General features: G+C 48.8%; 24 protein-coding genes. 3 read left to right on the forward strand and 21 right to left on the reverse strand.

Annotated elements, in window-relative coordinates; translation table 11 throughout:
* Window positions 1-14: 14 nt before the first annotated feature.
* A complete protein-coding gene (gene lrpC / locus AC3WTF_RS10845; protein ID WP_007410180.1) occupies window positions 15-449 on the reverse strand; it encodes a transcriptional regulator LrpC in 435 nt (144 codons plus the stop codon).
* 176 nt (window positions 450-625) lie between these two features.
* On the opposite strand from lrpC, the gene AC3WTF_RS10850 reads away from it, so the two are divergent.
* Window positions 626-916 carry a DUF3817 domain-containing protein gene (locus AC3WTF_RS10850; RefSeq protein WP_003156265.1) on the forward strand — a complete coding sequence of 97 codons (291 nt, stop codon included), beginning with the start codon at window positions 626-628 and terminating at the stop codon, window positions 914-916.
* Between the two features lie 37 nt (window positions 917-953).
* Here the strand turns inward: AC3WTF_RS10850 and amj are convergent, their stop codons facing one another.
* From amj to AC3WTF_RS10895, 9 genes are all read right to left on the reverse strand, one after another.
* On the reverse strand, window positions 954-1763 hold the full coding sequence (gene amj, locus AC3WTF_RS10855) for a lipid II flippase Amj (protein ID WP_012116831.1): 810 nt from the start codon (window positions 1761-1763) through the stop codon (window positions 954-956).
* Window positions 1764-2260: 497 nt separating this feature from the next.
* Complete coding sequence (locus AC3WTF_RS10860) at window positions 2261-2683, reverse strand: pyridoxamine 5'-phosphate oxidase family protein (RefSeq protein ID WP_003156270.1); 423 nt, start codon at window positions 2681-2683, stop codon at window positions 2261-2263.
* Window positions 2684-2689: 6 nt separating this feature from the next.
* On the reverse strand, window positions 2690-3313 hold the full coding sequence (locus tag AC3WTF_RS10865) for a GNAT family N-acetyltransferase (protein ID WP_020955338.1): 624 nt from the start codon (window positions 3311-3313) through the stop codon (window positions 2690-2692).
* Between the two features lie 87 nt (window positions 3314-3400).
* On the reverse strand, window positions 3401-3904 hold the full coding sequence (locus tag AC3WTF_RS10870) for a D-lyxose/D-mannose family sugar isomerase (RefSeq protein ID WP_007410308.1): 504 nt from the start codon (window positions 3902-3904) through the stop codon (window positions 3401-3403).
* Between the two features lie 12 nt (window positions 3905-3916).
* Window positions 3917-4777 (reverse strand): SDR family oxidoreductase, encoded by an 861-nt coding sequence (locus tag AC3WTF_RS10875; RefSeq protein WP_020955337.1) that lies wholly within the window; start codon window positions 4775-4777, stop codon window positions 3917-3919.
* Window positions 4778-4935: 158 nt separating this feature from the next.
* On the reverse strand, window positions 4936-6450 hold the full coding sequence (locus AC3WTF_RS10880) for a class I adenylate-forming enzyme family protein (RefSeq protein ID WP_007410305.1): 1515 nt from the start codon (window positions 6448-6450) through the stop codon (window positions 4936-4938).
* Between the two features lie 222 nt (window positions 6451-6672).
* A complete protein-coding gene (locus tag AC3WTF_RS10885) occupies window positions 6673-8757 on the reverse strand; it encodes a BglG family transcription antiterminator (RefSeq protein WP_047935231.1) in 2085 nt (694 codons plus the stop codon).
* Between the two features lie 299 nt (window positions 8758-9056).
* Window positions 9057-9959 (reverse strand): aldo/keto reductase, encoded by a 903-nt coding sequence (locus AC3WTF_RS10890; RefSeq protein WP_025284247.1) that lies wholly within the window; start codon window positions 9957-9959, stop codon window positions 9057-9059.
* Window positions 9960-10072: 113 nt separating this feature from the next.
* On the reverse strand, window positions 10073-12076 hold the full coding sequence (locus AC3WTF_RS10895; protein ID WP_047935229.1) for a penicillin-binding transpeptidase domain-containing protein: 2004 nt from the start codon (window positions 12074-12076) through the stop codon (window positions 10073-10075).
* Window positions 12077-12232: 156 nt separating this feature from the next.
* Here AC3WTF_RS10895 and AC3WTF_RS10900 point away from each other — a divergent pair, with 156 nt between their 5' ends.
* On the forward strand, window positions 12233-12553 hold the full coding sequence (locus AC3WTF_RS10900) for an antibiotic biosynthesis monooxygenase family protein (RefSeq protein WP_003156282.1): 321 nt from the start codon (window positions 12233-12235) through the stop codon (window positions 12551-12553).
* Here AC3WTF_RS10900 and AC3WTF_RS10905 read toward each other — a convergent pair.
* The 9 genes from AC3WTF_RS10905 to AC3WTF_RS10945 all read right to left on the reverse strand — a co-directional run bounded on the left by AC3WTF_RS10905 (window position 12524) and on the right by AC3WTF_RS10945 (window position 19934).
* Complete coding sequence (locus AC3WTF_RS10905; protein WP_369719110.1) at window positions 12524-12739, reverse strand: YczI family protein; 216 nt, start codon at window positions 12737-12739, stop codon at window positions 12524-12526. The genes AC3WTF_RS10900 and AC3WTF_RS10905 overlap by 30 nt on opposite strands.
* A 195-nt stretch (window positions 12740-12934) precedes the next feature.
* Window positions 12935-13576 carry a spore germination lipase LipC gene (gene lipC, locus AC3WTF_RS10910; protein WP_047935228.1) on the reverse strand — a complete coding sequence of 214 codons (642 nt, stop codon included), beginning with the start codon at window positions 13574-13576 and terminating at the stop codon, window positions 12935-12937.
* 64 nt (window positions 13577-13640) lie between these two features.
* Complete coding sequence (locus AC3WTF_RS10915; RefSeq protein ID WP_047935226.1) at window positions 13641-14390, reverse strand: IclR family transcriptional regulator; 750 nt, start codon at window positions 14388-14390, stop codon at window positions 13641-13643.
* 17 nt (window positions 14391-14407) lie between these two features.
* The gene (locus AC3WTF_RS10920; protein WP_124693436.1) at window positions 14408-15415 is read right to left on the reverse strand and encodes a 5-oxoprolinase subunit C family protein; all 1008 of its coding nucleotides are present in this window, start codon (window positions 15413-15415) and stop codon (window positions 14408-14410) included.
* Window positions 15416-15417: 2 nt separating this feature from the next.
* The gene (pxpB, locus tag AC3WTF_RS10925) at window positions 15418-16149 is read right to left on the reverse strand and encodes a 5-oxoprolinase subunit PxpB (RefSeq protein WP_012116821.1); all 732 of its coding nucleotides are present in this window, start codon (window positions 16147-16149) and stop codon (window positions 15418-15420) included.
* Window positions 16150-16178: 29 nt separating this feature from the next.
* The gene (locus AC3WTF_RS10930) at window positions 16179-16973 is read right to left on the reverse strand and encodes a putative hydro-lyase (protein WP_492314255.1); all 795 of its coding nucleotides are present in this window, start codon (window positions 16971-16973) and stop codon (window positions 16179-16181) included.
* A 4-nt stretch (window positions 16974-16977) separates the two neighbouring features.
* Window positions 16978-18192, reverse strand: a complete 1215-nt coding sequence (locus tag AC3WTF_RS10935) for an NRAMP family divalent metal transporter (protein WP_007410295.1) — start codon at window positions 18190-18192, stop codon at window positions 16978-16980.
* Between the two features lie 22 nt (window positions 18193-18214).
* Window positions 18215-18979: a 5-oxoprolinase subunit PxpA gene (locus tag AC3WTF_RS10940; RefSeq protein WP_020955332.1), complete on the reverse strand. Its 765-nt coding sequence runs from the start codon at window positions 18977-18979 to the stop codon at window positions 18215-18217.
* 205 nt (window positions 18980-19184) lie between these two features.
* A complete protein-coding gene (locus AC3WTF_RS10945) occupies window positions 19185-19934 on the reverse strand; it encodes a Cof-type HAD-IIB family hydrolase (protein WP_007410293.1) in 750 nt (249 codons plus the stop codon).
* Between the two features lie 127 nt (window positions 19935-20061).
* Between AC3WTF_RS10945 and AC3WTF_RS10950 the strand changes: the two genes are divergently transcribed.
* On the forward strand, window positions 20062-20226 hold the full coding sequence (locus tag AC3WTF_RS10950; protein ID WP_003156294.1) for a YczO family protein: 165 nt from the start codon (window positions 20062-20064) through the stop codon (window positions 20224-20226).
* 38 nt (window positions 20227-20264) lie between these two features.
* Here AC3WTF_RS10950 and AC3WTF_RS10955 read toward each other — a convergent pair whose 3' ends face one another.
* Together AC3WTF_RS10955 and AC3WTF_RS10960 are read right to left on the reverse strand one after the other, a co-directional pair.
* Window positions 20265-20660, reverse strand: coding sequence for a 3-hydroxyacyl-ACP dehydratase FabZ family protein (locus tag AC3WTF_RS10955; protein WP_003156298.1), 396 nt, complete (start codon window positions 20658-20660; stop codon window positions 20265-20267).
* A 68-nt stretch (window positions 20661-20728) separates the two neighbouring features.
* Window positions 20729-21850, reverse strand: coding sequence for a mannitol-1-phosphate 5-dehydrogenase (locus tag AC3WTF_RS10960; RefSeq protein ID WP_007410292.1), 1122 nt, complete (start codon window positions 21848-21850; stop codon window positions 20729-20731).

Consider the following 21850-nt stretch of genomic DNA (forward strand, 5'->3'; position numbering starts at 1 on the left):
TCCTCACGCTCTCTCTAATCGAGGACGTTTTTTGTGTCAATTTCTGAGAAAATGACGTGGGTCACGGTTTGGGCATACGGAGAGGTGCGGTTGATGAAGTGTTCGATCGTTTCCAGGCTGTCCGCGTTCATCTTCAGCATATAACACGCCGCCCCGGCGACCCGAAAACAAAATTCAATGTTGGGAATGGATTGAATGTAGGTTTTAAATTGATCGTATTTTCCGTTTTTCACTGTCGCTTCGACAATGCAGGAAACAGGAAGCCCGATCTTTTTTTGATCAATGTCCAATGTATAGCGCTTAATGACGCCGAAGGATTCAAGCTGTCTGACACGCTCTGTGACGGACGGAGCTGACAATTTGATTTTTCTGCCCAGTTCCCGCATGGACAGGCGGCTGTCCCGCTGCAGCTCTTTAATGATGCTCAGATCCACATTATCTAGTTTCATGACTGTAGTCCTTCCTTACCCTTTTGGCTATATTATCAAGAGAAATCCGAAAAATGACAAGAACAACTGGCTGAAATCATGCAGGTTTTTTCAGGAACTGACGCGAAATGGTCATATTAGGACTGCCCTTTGCTTATAGTATAGAGGAAAAAAGATGTCCGACAGGAGGGAGCTGTATGTTACACACGCCTATCGGCAGACTTCGCACGATGGGGTTTATTGAAGGAATGTCGCTTTTGGTGCTGCTGTTTATCGCGATGCCGCTGAAGTATTGGGCTCATCATCCGCTCGCCGTCACCATTGCCGGTTCCATTCACGGCGGTTTGTTTATCATTTATCTGGCGGTGCTGGCGTATGCGGCGTTTACTGTCAAATGGCATGTGAAATGGTCAGCCGCCGGTTTTATCGCGGCCTTTATTCCGTTCGGTAATTTTATTTATGATCGCGGCCTGAGAAATTATCAATAAAAAAGCTCCTCTTCTGCAGAGGAGCTTTTTTCATGCGTTACATCCATTTCGTCACCCAGGCGATATAATAAGCGCCGGGGATGAATACGAGCTGGGCGAGAAGCGTACCAGCGACCCTTGATGTGACCATCGTCAATGATGTCCATTTTAAGGAGACGTAGCTGCGCTTGCCCTTCGCCACATCGTCTGCCAGTACGGAGACTTTCGGGTCAACAAACACAGCCAACAGCATAGTCGCAACTCCGTTGATTAAGCCTGATGCCATCACGGCGGTCGTGCTGTGCTCAGGCGCCAGAAGGCCGGCGTACAGAGCGGACAGAACACCGATCGTGTAAATAGACGTAATGACCATATTAATGACAAACAAGCGTTTCGGAATCATTCGGAATTGAAGCCCTTTTAAATAGGAGACTGACGGCAGTCTGATATAAGAACGCGCATGCTTCAGCCCGTTCAGTGAAAATCCTTTTTTAAATACCTGCATGACGGAGCCTCCTCCGTCCGCCAAGTGTATAATCGCCCTGGAGAATAACGCGACGAATGTCGGCAAAAGACAGATGCCGAGCATCGTTCCGACCGTGGAGCCGAATATTAAAAATCGAAACTGGGCGCCCACAAGAGACAGGGCGTTTGATCCGGCGGCATCAATCAGATGTCCGGTAAACGGCTGCTGAACCATGTTTGACATGCGCGACACGATGACCATGACATTAAATAATGACAGCGCGGACGCGATAAAACCGACTCTCGCGCCGGAAAGCCGTGTTGCATAGGCAAGCGTTTCAATCGAATGTATCAGCAACAGAAAACAGAAGATAAACAGTACTTGTGAAGTAATAACGTGCAATGTATGATTCCTCCAAATCTTTTCTACTGATTAGACTCTGCAGACTGCGGCGAGGTTTCGGCCGTTTACATAAAAAAACCGCCCGGATGTCCGGCGCGGTTTTGTCTTATTCTTTTCTTACGCAAATAAATAATATATGGTTGCCCGCCTTAGCCCGCGGGTGATTCGTATTAACAGTTCCGACAGAATCATTCTTCGAAAGTAAACACCATGGAAGTTCTTGAACACAAGACAACGAAAGCCCTACCTCTCAATCGTCACTGCGGCTCCGAAGCCGCGCCGGTGTGAATTGTAAAACAAAAAGTCTTTTTTCCATCTCTTCGTTAGGGGCGAATGTCAGAAGGAAAAGAATAAGCTCAGCTTTTTTTCAAGCTGTCCGTTGAAGCCTGAAGCTTCTATATCAAAACAGAAAAAAGAAGTTTACTTTCTTTTTTATTTGCATGTTGTCACTTAGCAATTAAGTATAACAGATTGCCCCTGAATAATCAAATGATTTATTAAAGTTCCAGCTCGGCCGGCGTTTTTTCACCCGCGTTCATGAGCTTGATCTGCTTCGGTTCAATTTCAAGAATCACCAGGTTCGGATCGTCTTTTCCGTCAAACCAGCGTTCCAGTTTCGGATCCCACAGCTTTTCTTTTAAATCGGCTGAGTTGTTCAGTTTGGCGGTTCCGGCCACTTCCACATAAGCGTCTCCGAATCCTTCACAGTCATACCCTAACAGAATATGAACATTCGGATTGTTTTCAATTTCTTCCGCTTTATGAGTGTCTTTGCTCGTCGGCGTGTAAATCGTTAAGCCGTCATGGAAAAATGTCATGTAGCGTGAATGCGGTTTGCCTTGCTCTACCGTCGCAAGCGAACCGACTTTATGATGATCCAGTACTTCAAGCACTTTTTCTTTGATTTCATTTTGATTCATGAAGAATCACTCCTTTTTAACGTCTCCGCTTTTACTTTTCCACATTGGGGAGACATTTAAACCAAGAAATGTGCTCTTCTGCCGATCTTCGCTCCATTCCCGCTTCAGCATGCTGTAGTTCACCGTGTCATGATAGGCGCCCTGTACGAAAATGCCTTCTCTCGTCAGTCCTTCTTTCTGAAACCCGAGCCGCTCCGCCACCGCCCTGCTTTTCGTGTTTTTTTCAGCCGCGCTGATCATAATGCGGTTCAGCCCGAGATCCTGAAATGCATGGGTGATGACCGCCCGGCAGCTTGCGGTGATAATGCCGAATCCTTCATGCTCTCGATCCAGCCAGTAGCCGATCTCTGCTTTTTGATTGACTGGATCGACATTATGGATGCTGATCATGCCGCAAAACCGGCCCTTCACAAAAATTCCGGCGTCAAACCCATTCTCTTCCGCGTATTTATAGCGCCATTCGGGGATGATCACATCGCGGTACGTATCGATATCAGCCAGTTCTTCCGCCCAGCTGAGCCATTCGCTGAGATGGTTTTGATTTCGCTTCATAACAGAATACAATTCGTCCGTATCTTCTTTGGCAAGCAATCTGATCGTCAGATGTTCCCGGATTTGACAGGAAAACACGATCACACCTTCTTTCCTTTATTAGCCATTATACAGGTAAATTCATTTTTTTCCATACAAAAAAAGATGAGGCGTGCAGCCTCATCCTTAAATGCGCGGGTCGGTGAAAATGTCGTGATCATCCGTGCTTGTCGATGACATTTCCGTGACGACCGCCCCTTCTTCTCCCGCTTGAAACCAATGCTTCGTATCCGGCGGAATGGTGTATTGTCCGCCCGGCTCAAGCACAATCTCATGCCAGACGGTGTAGTATTCCTTGTCTTCTTCCGGCGGGAGGACGCTTGGGTTCTCTGTCTTTTCGCCTTCCACGTAGAGATACACCTTCCCCCAGCGGCAGCGGAATGTCTCTTGTTTTCCCTTCTCGCCGCCGACCGGCGGATGGCGGTGTTCCGGACACGTCTGGCGCGGGAAGAGCACCAATTCTTTCGAACAGTAGCGGTCGGTATTCACGTAAATAAACAGCTGAAGCCCGGTTTCCTCAAGCTTGCCTAAGCCGTAATCCATGATTTGAATGTCTTCGACTTCATTATCAGTCAGAACGATTCCCGCTTTTTGATAGTATGCATTCACATCATGTTTCGATATCGTCATGCTTCAGCCCCCTTATGTGGTTACAAATTTGCCGCCGTTGACATGCAGCGTCTGTCCAGTCATATAAGATGATTCGTCTGAGGCCAAGAGCACATAGCAGCCGACATGTTCAACAGGCTGGCCTGCCCGGCCCATCGGCGTAGTCTGACCGAAGGAAGCGACTGTTTCTTCTGAGAATGTCGCCGGAATAAGCGGTGTCCAGATCGGCCCCGGCGCCACGGCGTTGACACGGATACCGTCGTTGACGAGCGCTTGCGCCATGGATCTCGTAAAACCGTTAATCGCGCCTTTCGTAGCCGTGTAGTCAATCAGCTGCGGATTGCCTGTGTAAGGATTAATGGATGTCGTATTGATGATCGCGCTGCCCGGCTTCATGTAATCAATCGCTTTTTTAGTCAAATAAAATTGTGAGTAAAAGTTTGTTTTAAAAGTTCTGTGAAGCTGCTCGCTTGTGATGTCTTTAATGCTTTCTTTCGGATGCTGTTCCGCGGCGTTATTCACGAGAATATCAAGACGCCCGAATTCTTCAACCGTTTTTTCAACCGCTTCATTGCAAAAGTCTTCCTCACCGACATCGCCGGGGATTAACAGACATTTTACGCCTTCTTCTTCCACTCGTTTTTTTGTATCTTCCGCATCACCGTGTTCATCAAAATAGACGATCGCGACATTTGCGCCTTCCTTCGCGTAAGCAACCGCTACGGCGCGTCCGATACCGCTGTCGCCCCCTGTGATAAGTGCGGTTTTCCCTTTTAATTTATCAGCGCCTTTATATTCTTTGTATTCATAAACAGGCGTCGGATTCATTTCGCTTTCAATGCCCGGCTGGCGGTTTTGTGATTCCGCTGGGAATTCCTTCGGATAGTTTTCCATGTCAAGTTCCTCCTTCTTGTTCGATCTCATATTTCTTGTCTACCTCGGCAGTTCTCCGGATAAACATGATTGAGACAGTTCAAAACGTTTTCGGAGAAAAATGTTTCACATGGAACGCAAGAAAAAAACCCGGCTGGCAGCCGGGTTTTTGTTTTCAATTATGAACGTACCGCTTGTTTGCGGAGCACGTCTTTTCTCACTTTTCCAAGGTTGTTTTTCGGAAGTTCGCTGACGAACTCAATTTCCGGAATTTTAAAGGCGGCAAGACGTTCTTGAAGGAATCGGGTCACTTCTTCTTCTGTCAGGTCTTCTCTGCCGTTTGTCACGATGAACGCTTTCGGCTTTTCACCGTAAAGCGGATCAGGGATACCGACAACCGCCGTTTCGAGAATGCCCGGCACTTGCTGAATGACCTCTTCAATCTGGTCGGGATAAATATTGTCGCCGCCGTAGATGATGACATCTTTATAACGTCCGGTGATAAAGATAAATCCGTCTTCATCCACATATCCGGAATCGCCGGTATGGAACCAGCCGTCTTTCAGCACTTTTCGTGTCGCTTCTTCGTTACCTTCGTAGCCTTTGAATAAAAACGGACTTGTCACAACGACTTCTCCGATTGAGCCTTGCGGAAGGACTTCACCTGTTTCCGGATCTACAACGCGGACATCCACTTCTTCCATCGGTTTACCCGCGGAAGCGGCTTTATCCATTCCCATTTGCGGATTCCAAGAGCTGATGCCCCACGCTTCCGTGCTTCCGTATCCGTGCATGAGCGGAATACCGATGTCGAGATACTGCTGGATCAGGCTGCTTGGCACCTTTGTGCCTCCCGTCATCATATAAACGATAGAAGACATGTCAGTCTGGTGCGTTTCCCATGCTTTCAGCAGGTATGTGAAATAGACTGGCAGCGCCATGATGGTTTGAATTTTTTCTTTTTCGATGAGCTTCAGGTTTTCCACAGGGTCCTGATTGTCTGTCATAATGAATGTCGTTCCGCTCATCGTGCCGACCATCTGGCAGATAATCGCGCTCGTATGGTAATTCGGATGGCATGCTAAGAAGCGGACATGCTGCATTCTCCCCGTGTATGCCAATGTCGCGTTTACGTAGTTGTATATGCCGCCGTGAGTGATCATGCAGCGTTTCGGATTGCCGGTTGTACCTGAGGTAAACATCAGCAATGCCGTATCGTTTTCAGACACCGTTTCGACATCCGGTGTATCACCGGAGCCTGTCAATAAAGCGTCAAACTGAGGCGTTGTCTCCGCAGCTGTTCCGGTCTCGACCTTCAGTTTAAGAGAAGATACCAGCGCAGGAAGCACTTCTTCCATGATCTCTTTAAATTCAGTGCCGTAAAAAACAGCTTTCGGTTCACAGGCTGCTAAAATGCCTTTCATTTCGTAAGGTGTTAATTGCCAGCTGACCGGCACAACCACCGCGCCGATTTCGAGTGCCGCAAACATGACAATGGATGCCGCGTGGCCGTTTTTGCAAAGCATCGCCACTCTGTCGCCTTTTTTTATTCCTTTATCAAGAAGCGCTTGTGCAAGCTGGTTGATTCGTTTTCGATATTCCGCGTAGGTCAGGGTATACGCACCGCTTTTTACAGCTTCGATCTCTTCGCTATTTGAAATGTCATGCAGAATCAGATGCTGTAATGTCTCCATATTTTCATCTCCCATAATGATAAATCACAAAAAAACTCTGTCAGATTTTCTTTCTCACGCAACCCATTTTAAACCAAAAAATATAACTTGTAAAACTATTTTGTTTTAGAACTATTCCATCAGTGAATGATACAATAGTCCCGTGTTTTTAGTTTCTTCCCTTCCCCTTACCCTCATACATGCACAAAAAAACACACCCCACATGAGGTGTGCGCTTCCTGTTTACCGCTGTCCTTTCTCCTGAATGAAATGATAAAACAGCTTGTTTAAACGTTTGTATAAATCGGCCTCATCCTCAGTCTGGAAGGCTTTTATACTGTCTTCGGACTCGATGATGGCCGAGCTGACCGCACTTAGTATTTCCGATCCTTCAGCGGGCATATCAGCTGGCGCCATCATCACCAAACCGCGGTCGACGGTCAGGGAATTTCCGTCCATGCCTTTGACACTGCATGGAGCTGTCAAATCATAAATTTTGAAAAAAGGCGTGACAATTTCTTCATTTTTGAGATGGTACAGGGCCATCGCCGTTCCCGGAATGCCGAGTCCGCCCTGTCGTTCACGCTCAGCAAGGCGCTGTGCGGTTTTTTGGGCATTATGAACCAATCCTTCCTGCTCCAGCATGTCAAACATACGGTTCAAAAACAGTTCATACGCCGTGTTTGAATCAATGGATTTGACCGAAAAGTTCCGCAGCACGCTTTGGATAACCGCCGCGTAATGCGCCATACGGCCGGCCGCTTCCAGCATATCAGGCGTCTCCGGCTGCTTCTCTTCTCTTTTACCGTTTCTTTTTTTGTCAAGAATCAGCGGAATTTTTCTTTTGATGTACTGCTTGACCTGATCAGCGTCTTCTTCGTTTAAAAGCGGACTGACCATGACGTAATCAATGTTTTCATACGGGATCGGAACGGTGGATACGATCATGTCATACGCGGTGATGTCTCGATCCTTCAGTTCGATGAGGGAAGACATATCAAAGGAACGGATTTCCGGAAGCTCTTTTTTCAGCCTGGATGCGAGCATTTTGGACGACCCGATGCCGCTTGAACAGACGATCAGCGCTTTGATCTTCGCTTCTTCCCGTTTGATTTCCAAAGCGGAGCCGAAGTGAAGAACGATGAAAGCGATCTCATTATCAGAGAAAAGAAGCCCCGGAAAGAATTTTTCCATTCCTTCTTCTACGGCCATGTACAGCAGAAAGTAGTCGCGTTTAATTTGCTCGGTCATCGGGTTGTACATGTCGATATTTTCTTTTACCCGGTTGATCGCAGGCTCCAGATGGGCGATTAAACCGTCGTATAAAGAGCCATTTTCCGTCAGATCAATTTTAATTTTTTCAGAAATGAAGCCGATCAGCTGCTTCGTTTGCAAGGCCGTTTCAACCTCTATGTCTTCCGGTTTGAATTCCGTTTTGTATTTGCGGTTGGCGCTCCGCAAATGAATGGTGATATATCCGATCTCAGCTTCCGGAATTGAAACGCCGAACGCTTTTTCAAGCTCTTTTGCCATTTCCAGCGCAGAGCCGTACTCCTTCGTCTGCTGCAGCGCTTTTAGTTCCGAAGCCTCCATCGTGATGGTTTCTCCGAGCCTGATCCGGTCCATCGCAAAGGTTAAATGAACCGCAAGCGCCATGTATGAGCTGTCAGATAAGGCGATCGCGATTTTTTCCTTGAGCTGAATTAAGAGCCGGTCCATTTTCAAAAGTTCCGCTTTATTTACGACGCCGAACATTTTTTCAGCATCGTCCGGTTTTCCTTTAATATTCAATTCAACCGCTTCCAAAAAGCTTTGAATATCAAGGCGGTTGACGATGAGATTGCCGACGATTTTCCGTTTCGCATTTTCCGGCCCCGTCAGCTGAATGCCGAAGCCCCTTTTTCGGATCAGCGTCAAGCCGAAGGGCGCAATCCAAGTCTCCAGCTCATCCAGGTCATAGCTGATCGTCGCGTTTGTCACTTGCAGTTCGTTCGCCAGACTGTAGAGCTTGATCGGCTCTTGAGACTCTAATAGTGAACATAGAATTAAAAGTTTCCGCTCCTCAGCGCTGTATTCATGCTGTTCATAGGACAGGTCTGACAGGAGTTTTTGTTTGTCCTCCGGGTTTCCTACCGCTTTCAGTCCTTTGCCGGGCTGTTTATCAAGTGCCAGACCGAATGATTCCATCATCGGTTTGATTGTTTTCAACTCGCGGTGAACGGTTCTTGTGCTGACTTGTAAAGCTTCCGCCAGTTCATGCACTGTCTCGTACCGGTTCTGCAGTAATAGATGTTTCATTAATTTTTGTTCTCTCGCTGTCATATACATGAAACGCGCCTCCAGATTTTCTAGTTGTGAGAAGTATGGCATATGGGGAGTGCTGCCGGGGAAAGTGGTGTAAGTTATAATATAAAACGCTTTCAATGATTATTCAACCATTTTCAAATGGCAATTTGGCACTGGGCCGTGTGACAGTATTGAAAAAGAAAAATGTGTCAGATAATATGCCATGACGCTTGTTACTCTTGATCCGCACGGCTATACTTCAAAGTGACCTTACTTGTTTTTAGACATTGCACACCACATAAACAAACGCCCGGAAGATAGCTTCCGGGCGTTTGTTCTGTTTATGGAATATCGCAGCCTTGGACACCGGTATAAATCCGGAACCACTGATCATGGCTGAGTTTGTACGCGGATGCACGCACCGCGGCGGAAATGCGGTTCTCTTTTCCGCTGCCGACAATCGGCATGATGTCTGCCGGGTGGGTGAACAGCCACGCGTACATGACTTCGTCAATGGAAGCGGCGCCGATTTCTTCCTGTACGGAACGAAGCGCGGCACGGATACGGACGTCCTTATCTGATTGTCCGGTAAAGACGCTCCCGCCCGCAAGCGGTGACCACGCCATCGGCGGAATGCGTTTTTCCTGACAGAAATCCAGCGTGCCGTCATGAATATTTTCCAGCTCGTACGCCGAGATTTCAATTTGGTTTGTGATGAGCGGATCATCCAAATAGGATTCGAGCATTCTGTACTGGTGCGCTTTAAAGTTCGATACCCCGAAATATCTGACCTTTCCCGAGCTTTTCAGCGCGTGAAACGCTTCAGCCACAGCCTCCGGGTCCATAAGCGGGTCCGGTCTGTGAATGAGCAGCACATCCAGATAATCCGTATTCAGATTCAAAAGCGACTGCTCCGCCGACGCTAAAATGTGAGACTTCGACGTATTATAATGATGCGACTTGTTTCCGGGCCGTTCCGGTGATTCAATGACAATCCCGCATTTTGTGACGATTTCGATTTGCTCCCTTATTGAAGGCGAAAGGGACAAAGCGCCGCCGAACAGCTTTTCACACGTATAACCGCCATATATATCGGCATGGTCGAAGGTGGTGATGCCTTGGCTGATACACCATTCAATCAAATTCAGCAGCTCTCCGTCTGAAACATTCCATTCGTTCAGACGCCAAAGCCCGTGTATCACTCTTGAAAATTCCAGGTCTTCAGCCAATTGAATGCGCTGCATGTGAAATCCCCCTTTTTCTTAGAGCCTCTTGTATCTCTGTTTTCAGGAATTGCCCATGCTGTTTCATTCTGCTTAGGCGGCTGATTTTCCTTTCAGCCCGCAAAAATCGTCATTTAGTGATTCTGAAACTGCTTTTTCGCTTTTTCAACGACGTAATGGCTTCCGCCGCGTTTTTTGACGTCTTGAATCATCATCGCGATCAAGAGGTCTTTCTTTTTATAATCGTAACCGACAAACCAGCCGTTTTCTTTGCCGTCTTTATCTTCTTTAGACGTTTTCAGCTCGGCTGTACCGGTTTTCCCGGCTACGGTAATGCCGCTTACGGCCGGCTGATATGCAGAGCCGCGCGGATCTTCAACGACGCCTCTCAGCCCTTTTGTGATTTCTTCGGCATTGGCTTTCGATACCACTTGCTTATGCCAGATTTGCGGTGTTTTTTCTCCGTCTTTGATCAATGTCGGTTTGACGAGATTTCCGTCTGTTACAAATGCGGTATAGTCAGCCGCTAAGTGCAGCGGAGACATCAGCATCTGCCCCTGGCCGTAGCCCGTATCTCCGAGAAGGATCTCGGAATCAAGCTTGCCGTTAGCGATTGAAGACTTTTCAATCGGAAATTGGTACGGAATCTCTTCATCAAAGCCAAATGTTTTTAATCCTTTTGTAAACGCGTCCGCTCCGGCATCTATGGCATTTTGCGCAAAGTAGATGTTGTCTGATGTGATCAGCGCGTTTTCGAGATCCACTTCATTCAGGCGCTCTGATACGCGTGTGACATGGTAACCGCCCCAGCTCGAATTTTTCTGCCACTCTTTTCCGGTGATTTTTTTCTTTTCTGACGCTTTCAATGTGCCGTTTGTCAGGCCGACTGCCGCGGCAATCGGTTTAATCGTTGATCCCGGCGCATAAAGTTTGTTGAATTTCGCTGAAAACGGATTGTTTTTATCTTCATTCAGCTTTTTCCACTCTTTTCCGCTCCAGCCGAAAAGAAAGCCATTCGGGTCATAAGACGGTGCGCTGACGAGCGCGAGTGTCTCTCCCGTTTGCGGTTCGAGGGCGACTGCCGCTCCGCTGTCATCTTTCATAGAATCATACAGCTTCGTCTGCGTTTTCATGTCAATCGTTACATGAATATCCTGCCCGCTTTCGGCTTTCTTTTCAGCAATGACCTCACCTGTTTGCGGGACGTAAATTTTCCAGCCGGTCGTGCCGCGCAGCTTGTCTTCATATACATTCTCAAGGCCGGCGATGCCGATTTTGGAAGTATCGCTGTATTGGCCGTCTTTCGCTTTTTTCAGCTGCTCCGCTGTGATGGTTTTAATATAACCGGTCAGATGGGCCGCTTTTTCGCCGTACGGATAGTAGCGGGAGCTGACTTTCGTTTTCGTCACGCCGTCTAATGCGAGCAGGCTTTTGACCTTGCTTTCATCATCCGGTCTGATTTTTTGAAGCGGGACATAGGAGTCGTCTTTTACCCAGCCCTGGTTCAGTTTACTTTTGATATCGTCTTCAGAAAGGTCCAGTTTTTCAGACAGTTTTTTGATCACGCTGTCTTTATCCTTGCCGAGTTTTCCAGGGATAATGCCGATTTCCGGCACCTCGGTATTCACGGCGAGACCTTTTCCGTCTTTGTCGTAAATTTGTCCGCGCTTCGGTTCTTCATTTGCGATCTGCACGGTTTTGTCATCGGAAAGCTGTTTGAAAATAAAAGAAGGATTCCAGTCGATGTTCCATGATTCTCCATCGTCTGTTTTTTCTTTTTTCAGGACGGCCGTGTTTTCAAAAGCGACCTTCCCTGCTTTTGTATCCATGCTGACTTTATAATCGATGTGCTGGAGGTCATCTTTTTTCTTGTCGTCTTCGTCCTGTTTTTCGGCAGTGACTTTCAGATTTTTGACCCCTGCTTGTTCATAAATGGTTTCATATCGCTTTACAAAATCCTTTTTGGATCGTTTTTTCTTTTCATCCTGGGTGAGGCTTTGGTACATCTTATCGTAATGACCGCCGTTCCAGTCTTTTACGAAATCTTTCATTCTGTCTTCGGCCGATTCCGTTTTCGAGCAGCCGATCAAACCTATGATTCCTGCGAGTAAAAGTAATAGGTATAACCCTTTTTTCACTGTCTATTCCCCTGCCTTCCAACTGTTATTTTCTCCTAAACCAAATCAGGCTGGCAAGGATTTTTTTCTCATATTGTTTAAAATTTTTTTGTTTTTCCTGCCGTCACGGGCCATATTCTTATACAATGTATCTATTAAAAAAAGGGGGAATTTCAGATGATCAGAGAAGCAGCCATGCTGTATGTAAAAGAAGGTCTTGAGGGGGAATTCGAAGAGGCATTCCGCCGGGCGGAGCCGATTATCGCGGGCATGAAAGGTTATCTGTCCCATTCCTTGTCCAAATGTATGGAAAAGACGCATAAATATTTGCTGCTTGTGGAATGGGAGACATTAGAAGATCATACAAAAGGCTTTCGCGGATCGCCGGAATATCAGGAATGGAAAGCCTTACTGCACCGTTTTTATTCACCATTTCCCGTTGTGGAGCATTTTCAGGATCTATCAGACTCAGATCGCGTGAAGCGTAAAACCGATTAAGGAGATCGACCATACAAAAACGGCGGTATAGATATTGAATTTCCCGGAACCGTCGTTTTCTTTCCGTTTTTCCTCCAGCCCCTGAATGAACATGACCGCACCGAGAAACACGAGCATAACCGGCTGTATGACAGAGGTATGTTCCGCATACGTAAATGCGGCGGCCGCAAGTATAATAATCAGCATCGCGAGTGACAGTTTTAAGGCGCGCAGCAAAGCAATCCATCCTTTCTGTTATCATTTTTTGAACACAATTCTATTTCTGTCTTTATCCCCCATTATTCTAGCGTATTTTTTGCGCGGATAGAACGAAAGTCGGACAATTTTAAGTTTGTTTTAAGGAGCACGAAAAGCGCGCTCCCGATAAAAAGGAGCGCGCGGTTATGAGCGGGCGAGGCTTCCGTATCCGAGCCCCCGCAGGACGCATGCCATGACTTCATACCCCTTGCTGTTGGGGTGTACGCGGTCATGAGAGAGATATTCATTCATTTTTCCTTTGAAAGCGCTGTGGACGTCGGCAATTTTGACGTGCGGCGCCGATGCGAGTGTGATGAGGTGCGTATTATAAGAGGATATCCATTTTTCTGCAATGGAGATGCCCGGGAAAGGATTGTATAAATTAAAGACGCGGATCTCATAAGGAGACGGGTGCGGCCCTTTTAAGGCAGCGATCTTGGCAATCATCTTTTCAAAGTTCTCATGGCAGTGACTGGACACGCTGGTGAACACCGAAGCGTCCGATGTTTGCTGATATGCCTGAACCGAATCGATCAAATCGTTGCCGCAGCCTGTAATCGTAATCATATCAGCAGCCTGAATCCGCCTCTGAATGTACGGCAAGGACATAAGCCCGAGAATTTCTCCCGTCTCAAGGCCTGATTTGGCAAAGATGGATACGTCAGTTCTTGTCTGTAAATCTTCTGCCATCATACGCCCAAACCGCTGGACAAAACCGGCGGAAAACGGCCCGGATCCCCTCCCCGTCGTCAAAGAATCCCCCAGCGCCGTATAAACAAGTCCCATTTACTTTCCTCCACTCGTTACTATCGATATTGTAATGTACGCGAGTGAAGAAAAATTGGCTCGGTCAATAACCCAATTTCTCAGAAATATGCTGTGCGGCGGTTTTGACCTTTTCGGTTAAATACGGCAGCCTATCCTCTGAAAACCGGGCTTCGAAGCCGGCGATGCTGATTCCGGCAGCCACCTTACCTTCGTGATTGAAAATCGGCGCCCCGATCGCCGCCGTGTAATCTTCTAATTCCGAATAGCTGATCGTATAACCTGATTGTAAGGACCTTTCAATGGATTGAAGCAGTTCAGCCCGATCCGTCATCGTGCCTGAGGCGATTGCGGCAAGCTTTGTCTTCTGAATGTATGTGTCAATCTCCTCTTTTGGCAGAAACGATAGAACGCTTCTGGCGCACGCTCCCGCGTACAGCGGCGACCGGCGGCCGATTGCCGTATACAGGCGGACGGTTTGAGTGCCTTCAATTTTTTCGACGTAAATGGCTTCATCTCCGTCCCTCATGATCAGCTGAACGGCCTCATCCACTTCGCCGCACAGCTCTTCCATAATCGGTTTGGCTATTTTCCTGATGTCCAGACGTTCAGAGACGAGCTGGCCGAATTGTAAAAAGATCAGACCAAGCTGATAACGGCCGTCCGCTGCCCGGGTGAGAAATCCCGTTTCCTCCAGCGAGCTTGCCATCCGGTGAACCGAGGTCTTCGGCATTTCCGATAGAGAAACCAGCTCATTTAAGCTCAGGCTCGGTTCAGTCAGAAACAAATGAAGCAGTTCCATTGATTTGATGACGGTTTTGTTTTTGTTTTCCATGGTCTTTAGCCCCTTTGTCAGATCAGCCATTCCATTTTGAGCCTTGCTTTCAGCTCCTTCAGCTGCTGTTCCTTCTCCAAAAGCAGCATTTCCGCTTCCTCCAGAGAAACGGCCCGGAACGTGATATGTTCCCCCGGCATCGTTTGGGCGACGAGAGGAAGATCGGCGGATATGATATGCGCCATCCGCGGATAGCCCCCCGTCGTCTGTCTGTCAGCCAGCAGAATAATCGGATTGCCGTCCGGCGGCACCTGCACCGTTCCGAACGTCACGGCCTCAGATACCATTTCCAGCGGCTCCCTCAATTCAAGCGGAGCGCCCTTCAGCCGGTAGCCCATTCGGTCGGATTGAGGCGTGACCGTATATGACTCTTGATAAAAACGCAATTTTGCTTCTTTTGTAAAAGCATGAAATTGAGCGCCTTCAAGCACTCGTATGACCGGATTTTTTTTCAGCGGCAGAAATCCTCTGCTGCTGACAGACCAATCAGGCGCTGAGAAACCATGCTGTCCGAAAGAATCGCTCAGACGGTACGCGATTGATTCCGAACATGGCGTCATACGGCCGAGCGGCAGCTCATCATCTTTTTGCAGCGCTCTTCCGCAAAAGCCGCCGATCCCCGCTCTGACATACGTGCTTTTGCTTTCCATGACGGCGGGCACGTCAAATCCCCCCGCGACGGCGAGATAAGCGCGGCTCCCCATCTTGCACGGCCCGAATGAGACGACGCTGTTTTCCTTTATCAAAACCGGTTTCCACAGAGGGGCGGGCTCCCCATTAATATGAAGGGCGAAATCAGCTCCCGTGACAGCAATAACCGCAGGTTCTGAAAATTCAAAGGAAGGCCCGGGCCCCATGAGCGTAATTTCCAGTCCCGCCTCTTTTTCTTGATTTCCGGCAAGAAGATTGGCGATGCGCAGTGAGATCGTATCCATTGCGCCGCTTCCCAGCACACCGTATTTCTGATATCCCGTCCGCCCCGTGTCCTGAACCGTCGTCAAGAGACCGGGCTTTACCACTTTCATACTCATTCGGCTCCCTCCTTGATGCGGCTGTACTCCTCTGCCGTGATCCGGACGAATTTCACCGTATCGCCCGCTCTCAAAAGACTCGGCGGATGTTCTTCCGGCCTGAAAAGACGGAGCGGGGTGCTGCCGATCAGCTGCCAGCCGCCGGGAGTGGATATCGGATACACACCGGTCTGCATTCCCGCGATTCCTACTGAACCGGCCGGGATGGACGGCCTTGGCGACGCCTTTCTCGGCGCTCTGATCCGCTCAGACATTCCTCCTAAAAACGGAAATCCCGGCGCAAATCCAAGCATATAAACGAGATATTCGCCTTCAGTATGAATGCGGATGACGTCTTCCGGGGTCAGATCGTTCATCTCAGCGACCTCTTCTAAATCGGGACCGAAATCACCGCCGTAGCAAACGGGGATTTCCATCACCCGGCGCTCTTCTTTGCGGCCGGTCATTATATGGCTGAGACGTTCTGTCACTTCTTTCTTGACCAGGGCAAAAGGAGAGACGCCTTTTTTTATGTTTGAGACGGCATACACATCATAAAAGATCGTTAAGCTTGTGAATGCCGGAATACATTCAACGAAGCCCGGAAACGGCCGTTCTTCCATACAGGCTGCCGCCGCATGCACCCGGCTGTTGACCTCTTCGCTGATGTGCCCGCCAAAGCGGATGATAACGGCGGAATCACCGTACGGCTGTATATCAAGCGCTGTATTTCCGCTATACTGCATCATTGTCATCACCTCGTTGTATTCTTTCTCACTTACAGGACAGCAAGCGATTCATTTCGTATATCGGTGATCAGCATGTGCCCCGGTGAATGTGTTATTACGATGCCAGGCTTTGCTTCCATGATCACCGCCTGGGGCGTAACGCCGCAAGCCCAGAATACGGGAACTTCGCCTTCCCGCACCGTTACGGCATCTCCGAAATCCGGCTGATGCAAATCGCTGATACCGATGCTTTGCGGATTTCCGATGCGGACGGGGGCGCCGTGCACGGCGGGAAAACGTGACGTGACCTGCGCCGCGCGGACTGCAAGCCTTTCCGGAATCGGTCTCATGCTGACGACCATCTTTCCAGAAAACGGGCCGGCGGGAACACAGTCAATGTCTGTTTTATACATGGGGACATTCACACCCTCATCGATGTGCCTGATTGGAATGTGCTGATTAATAAGGGCCTGCTCGAATGAAAAACTGCAGCCGATTAAAAACCCGACATAATCATCCTTCCAATACGGCGTAATATCCGTTACCTCTTCAGTAAGCACGCCATGCCGATAAATCCTGTATTTCGGAAAGTCCGTCCGGATATCAGCTCCCGGCGCAGCTATTGCCGGAACGGGTGAACCCGCATCCGTCACATCAAGCACCGGACAAGGCTTTTGATTGCGCTGGCAGAATAAGAGAAAATCAAAGGCAAGATTCTTTTGCAAAACGACGAGATTGGCTTGTGCGTAAGAAGCGGCCATCCCCGCCGTCGGCCCGGTCATCTGCCCCTTCCTGATCAGCTGTCTGACTTCTTCGGGGCTCATGTCACTCATATGGTTTTTCATATCATCAGCTCCATAGCTGCGGCATCTGCGTGAATAATGTATAGATGCCCATAACCGCCATGACAACCACTACGATCGCCCCTGCAATCGTGAGCCAGATCGGATGCTTGTAATCGCCGACGATTTTTTTCTTATAAGCGCCCAACAGTATCATCGCTAATGCAAGCGGCAGAATTAAGCCGTTAAGCGAACCGACCGCGACCAGAATTTTGGCAGGCTGGCCGATCGTAACAAAAATAAGAGTGGATACGATGATAAAACCGATAATGACGCCATGTGAGTGCTTTTCGATTTTTGTTGAAAATGATTTGAAAAATGATACCGATGTATAGGCGGCGCCGATGACAGACGTGATAGCGGCAGACCACATGATGACGCCGAAAATTTTATAGCCTACATTTCCCGCCGCAAGCCGGAATACAGAAGCCGCCGGATTATCAGGATCAATGCTCAGGCCCTTTGAGACGACGCCGAGCACGGCGAGAAACAGGGCAATCCGCATAATCGATGTAATCAGAACGCCTGTGATGGAGCTTTTCGTAACCTGAGGGAGGACTTCCTTCCCTTGGATGCCTGAATCAAGCAAACGGTGGCCGCCGGCAAATGTAATGTATCCGCCGACCGTGCCGCCGACAAGCGTCACGATCGCCAGCACACTGATATGATCAGGCATAAAAGTTTTCACAACGGCGTGTCCGACCGGCGGAGCCGTCGTTACGGCAACATACACAGTCAATACGATCATGACGATTCCGGCGATCTGCATAAAACGGTCCATGACTTTTCCGGCTTCCTTTATGACAAAAATCAGCACCGCGACCGCTGCGCTGATTAAAGCGCCGATCTCCGGTTTGATCCCGAATAATACTTGAAGACCGAGACCCGCGCCGCCGATGTTTCCGATATTAAACGCAAGTCCGCCGAGCACGACCAGAAAAGCAATGGCATAACCGGCGCCCGGAAGCACCATATTGGCAATCTCTTGGCCGCGCTTTCCGGAAACCGCGATAATCCGCCATACATTGGTTTGCGCGAAAATGTCCAAAATAATAGAAATTAAAATGATAAAGCCGAAGCTTGCCGCCAATGTATTGGTAAACGTGGCCGTTTGCGTCAGAAAGCCGGGCCCGATTGATGATGTCGCCATCAAAAATGTCGCGCCTAAAAGAAGCGACCATTTGCCGGAAGCCTTTCCGGCTGTTTTTTTCTTTTGCTCCATGCTGTCTTCCTCCCTCTGCTGCTCAGTCTTTTGAAAGTGCGCTGATTTGAATGTCTGCCGCTTTTAATTCTTTTTTGATTGTTTTTGCGAATGTGAGGGCGTGGGCTCCGTCTCCGTGAATGCAGACCGTGTCCGCTTTCAGGCTTACAGCTTGTCCCTTACGTGATGTCACCGTGCTGTCTTTCACCATTTGAATCACTTGACCGACCGCTTTTTTGTCATCCTGAATCAGCGCATCCGGCTCTGAACGCGGCGTCAGCGTGCCGTCTTCCTGATAGGTGCGGTCCGCAAACACTTCGCTTGCCGTCCTCAGTCCGATTCGATCTCCCGCTTTAATCAGCTCGCTTCCGGAAAGCCCGAAAAGAATAAGCCCGGGATCAAAATGACAGACCGCCTGAGCGATGGCTTCTGACAGGCCGGGATTGACGGCGGCCATATTATATAAAGCGCCGTGCGGCTTCACATGCTGCATCTCGACACCTTCTGCTTTTAAAAACCCTGACAGCGCGCCGATTTGGTACAGCGTCAGATCATACGCTTCCTCGGGTGTAATCGTGATCTGCCGCCGCCCGAATCCCTGCAGATCGAACAGCCCGGGATGAGCGCCGATTTTCACGCCTTTTTCCGCCGCAAGCGCAACCGTTTTGCGCATCACGCTGGGATCACCCGCATGAAAGCCGCAGGCGATGTTTGCAGATGTCACATAATCCAAAATCTCTTCATCCAGCCCGATTTTATAAGCACCGAAACTCTCTCCTAAATCACAATTGATGTCAATCTGAAACATAAGATCCCTCCTGTATTGTAAACGTTTTATATGATTATCATTCCGCTATTCGGAATGACTATTCCGAATTGTTGGATTTCTCTTCATTATATTTATTTCTGACAGGTTTGAACATCCTTTTGTCAGAAAACCTACCATGGACCTAGTCACAAATCTGACAAAACAAAAAAAGAGAGCCTCATACTGAGACTCTCTCTTTTTTCTATTATAACACCCAGTGGCGGATCGCTTTGGCGACCCCGTTTTCCGTGTTGACATCAGTCACCCAGTCAGCTGTTTCTTTCACAATGTCCTGCGCATTCCCCATGGCGACGCCGACACCCGCTTTTTCAATCATGGCAATGTCATTCAGACTGTCACCCATGGCCATCACATTTTCCATCGTGAAGCCGAGTTTTTCCGATACCTTCGCCAGCGCAGCCGCTTTGTTGATACCGAGGGCATTGACTTCGATGTTGATCGGACTGGAGTTTGTGATCTCGAGCTCCTTGTATTCCTTGAGCTCTTTCAGCACCTCATTCCGCACTTCGTCATCCTCGATTTCGAATCCGAACTTGAGCCACTGATGATCCGTAATCGTTTCCGGGAATTCCCCTCTCCACACTCTATCGACGGTAGAGGCCCAGAAATTCGTGTTGTGCTTATTCCTCAGATCCCATAATTTTTGAATATGATCGGTATGAAGAAGCTTGCGCTCAACCAGCTCAAAGTCGGAATCCCAGATTTCGCTGCCGTTTGCCGTGATTAAAAAGGATGACAGCTCGAGAGACTCAGCCAGTTCGCGGCAGGTCATCAGCGTGCGTCCTGTGCTGATGACGACGTGAATTCCTTTCGCCTCCGCTTCCTTGATCGCCCGCCGGTTTTCCTCCGGGATGAGCTGCTCGTCATTGAGCAGGGTTCCGTCCATATCAATCGCGATCAGTTTAATATCTGCGTCTTCTCTTTGTATCGGCATATATGTACCTCACTTTTTATAATGTAGTCGTCTCTATTTTAATACATATGACCCACAGGAACAAAAAACCGCTTTCTGCGTTTGGCGGGGGGAACGTTGAGGAAAAGAAATATTGAGGTGATGGAGGATGAAAGAAAGAAAACAAAAGAACAAACCGAATGAAAATCCTGAACATCATGATTTAACCGATCCGATTCCGCTGGAAGAGCTGAAGGAAAACGCCAATGACGAAAAACACAAACATGACCAAAGGGACAATTCACAAAGTGAAAGAGATTATGATACAAAATAACAGACTTGTACGAAAGCCGCCGCTGGAGGCGGCTTTTTTTACGATGGCTGGATAAATATGCTGAGCTCAGCTTCCGCCACAGGCTTCCCGGCAACGGACGCTTTCGCCCGGCCGAACACAAAACCGCGTCTGATTCTCGTGACCTCAAAAAAAAGATCCAGACGGTCTCCCGGCAAAGCGGCACCTAACCTTTCCGCTTTCTTCACCGCGGATAAGAGACCGAGGCCGTCACCGCCGGTAATTCCCGCGCAAGCCGCCGTTTGGGCCATTGCTTCAACGACGAGCGAAAATGGCATCTCTCTTTGGGATTCAGTTATAAACCAGTCATTTTCACTGATGTTTTTGTAAGCAGCCGCCCATTTTCCGGCTTCACTGTTCGTCGTGCCGTCAATCAAAAGAAACGGAAAACGATGGGGCAATAGCTTCTGATTCATCACGCAACCTCCCTTCCCTCTCATTATAACGCAAGAAAAAACCCGCGTCCCCCGACGCGGGTTCATTTTTATTGATTGAGCTTTTTGAGCACGATGCCGTGCAGCGGTTCATGCGGCTGAATACCGCAAATGTCTTGAAGAACGCCGCTCGTGCCTTTTTCCGCGATAAGCTTTTGCAGCTCAACCGCTTCCGGATCATCCTGATAGTCAAAGCGCAGGGCGGCGGCGATGCCTTCTGCCAGCGCGTTCGGTTCTTTTATTTTTTTGGCCGGCCCTACTAATCTGTCATTCGCTCCGAGTTTTCTGAGCGGTGATCTGGCAACCCTCGTCACATCATCCGTGATGTATTCATTTTCAAAGCGGCCGATGATTTTCTTCATGTACTGCTCGTGTTCGGCTTGCTTAAAGCCGTACGCTTTCACTAAGTACTCGCCCGTTTCTGAAAGTGCATCGTACACGACACGCCGGATTTCCGGATGGCCGATGGCCTCTTTGACGGTTTTTAATCCGCGCTGATAGCCGACGTACGCCGTAACGGCATGACCGGTATTGACGGTAAACAGCTTTCTCTCGATGAAAGGTGTAAGATCATCCGTAAACAACGCGCCTTCCAGTACCGGCTGGCCGCCGGCAAAGCCGGTTCTGTCTATGACCCATTCAAAAAACGGTTCTACAGATACTTTCAGCGGATCTTCATGGTGCTGAATCGGCACGATCCGATCCACCGCAGAATCCGGGAAGCCGACCGTCCGGTTCACGAGTTCCCGCTCCGCTTCCGTCAAATGTCCGAAAACTGCTTTTTTCAGAAAACTGCTGCCGCCGATCATATTTTCACAGGCAATGATATTGAGAGGCTCAGAGGACGTTCTGCGCTTCAGCCCTTCCGCGATGGACGGGGCGATGAGTCTGAGAACGTTCGGGCCCACCGCCGTCGTAATGATCGCCGCTTCATTGATCAGCCTGTACAGCTCTTGTTCTTGCACCGCGCTGTTGATGGCTGAAACGGGGCCGATGATTTCTGTCTGCCGGCCGCCGTCGGCAAGCTCCACGGTATATTCCTTCTTTTCATTGAGAAGGCTGACCATCGTTTCATTCACATCAGCGAAAACTACCTCATAGCCGGAATGATGGAGCAGGGCGCCGATAAAGCCCCGCCCGATGTTTCCCGCTCCGAAATGAAGGGCAATCAT

The sequence above is a fragment of the Bacillus sp. EB106-06-01-XG163 genome, assembly GCF_058791615.1.

Excerpts from the sequence above, each read along its gene's own strand:
- lrpC (WP_007410180.1), bottom strand. The coding sequence starts at position 449 with ATGAAACTAGATAATGTGGATCTGAGCATCATTAAAGAGCTGCAGCGG.
- AC3WTF_RS10850 (WP_003156265.1), top strand. The coding sequence starts at position 626 with ATGTTACACACGCCTATCGGCAGACTTCGCACGATGGGGTTTATTGAA.
- AC3WTF_RS10860 (WP_003156270.1), bottom strand. The coding sequence starts at position 2,683 with ATGAATCAAAATGAAATCAAAGAAAAAGTGCTTGAAGTACTGGATCAT.
- AC3WTF_RS10870 (WP_007410308.1), bottom strand. The coding sequence starts at position 3,904 with ATGACGATATCGAAACATGATGTGAATGCATACTATCAAAAAGCGGGA.
- AC3WTF_RS10875 (WP_020955337.1), bottom strand. The coding sequence starts at position 4,777 with ATGGAAAACTATCCGAAGGAATTCCCAGCGGAATCACAAAACCGCCAG.
- AC3WTF_RS10880 (WP_007410305.1), bottom strand. The coding sequence starts at position 6,450 with ATGGAGACATTACAGCATCTGATTCTGCATGACATTTCAAATAGCGAA.
- AC3WTF_RS10885 (WP_047935231.1), bottom strand. The coding sequence starts at position 8,757 with ATGTATATGACAGCGAGAGAACAAAAATTAATGAAACATCTATTACTG.
- AC3WTF_RS10890 (WP_025284247.1), bottom strand. The coding sequence starts at position 9,959 with ATGCAGCGCATTCAATTGGCTGAAGACCTGGAATTTTCAAGAGTGATA.
- AC3WTF_RS10900 (WP_003156282.1), top strand. The coding sequence starts at position 12,233 with ATGATCAGAGAAGCAGCCATGCTGTATGTAAAAGAAGGTCTTGAGGGG.
- AC3WTF_RS10905 (WP_369719110.1), bottom strand. The coding sequence starts at position 12,739 with ATGCTGATTATTATACTTGCGGCCGCCGCATTTACGTATGCGGAACAT.
- lipC (WP_047935228.1), bottom strand. The coding sequence starts at position 13,576 with ATGGGACTTGTTTATACGGCGCTGGGGGATTCTTTGACGACGGGGAGG.
- AC3WTF_RS10915 (WP_047935226.1), bottom strand. The coding sequence starts at position 14,390 with ATGGAAAACAAAAACAAAACCGTCATCAAATCAATGGAACTGCTTCAT.
- AC3WTF_RS10920 (WP_124693436.1), bottom strand. The coding sequence starts at position 15,415 with ATGAAAGTGGTAAAGCCCGGTCTCTTGACGACGGTTCAGGACACGGGG.
- pxpB (WP_012116821.1), bottom strand. The coding sequence starts at position 16,149 with ATGATGCAGTATAGCGGAAATACAGCGCTTGATATACAGCCGTACGGT.
- AC3WTF_RS10930 (WP_492314255.1), bottom strand. The coding sequence starts at position 16,973 with ATGAAAAACCATATGAGTGACATGAGCCCCGAAGAAGTCAGACAGCTG.
- AC3WTF_RS10935 (WP_007410295.1), bottom strand. The coding sequence starts at position 18,192 with ATGGAGCAAAAGAAAAAAACAGCCGGAAAGGCTTCCGGCAAATGGTCG.
- AC3WTF_RS10940 (WP_020955332.1), bottom strand. The coding sequence starts at position 18,979 with ATGTTTCAGATTGACATCAATTGTGATTTAGGAGAGAGTTTCGGTGCT.
- AC3WTF_RS10945 (WP_007410293.1), bottom strand. The coding sequence starts at position 19,934 with ATGCCGATACAAAGAGAAGACGCAGATATTAAACTGATCGCGATTGAT.
- AC3WTF_RS10950 (WP_003156294.1), top strand. The coding sequence starts at position 20,062 with ATGAAAGAAAGAAAACAAAAGAACAAACCGAATGAAAATCCTGAACAT.
- AC3WTF_RS10955 (WP_003156298.1), bottom strand. The coding sequence starts at position 20,660 with ATGAATCAGAAGCTATTGCCCCATCGTTTTCCGTTTCTTTTGATTGAC.
- AC3WTF_RS10960 (WP_007410292.1), bottom strand. The coding sequence starts at position 21,850 with ATGATTGCCCTTCATTTCGGAGCGGGAAACATCGGGCGGGGCTTTATC.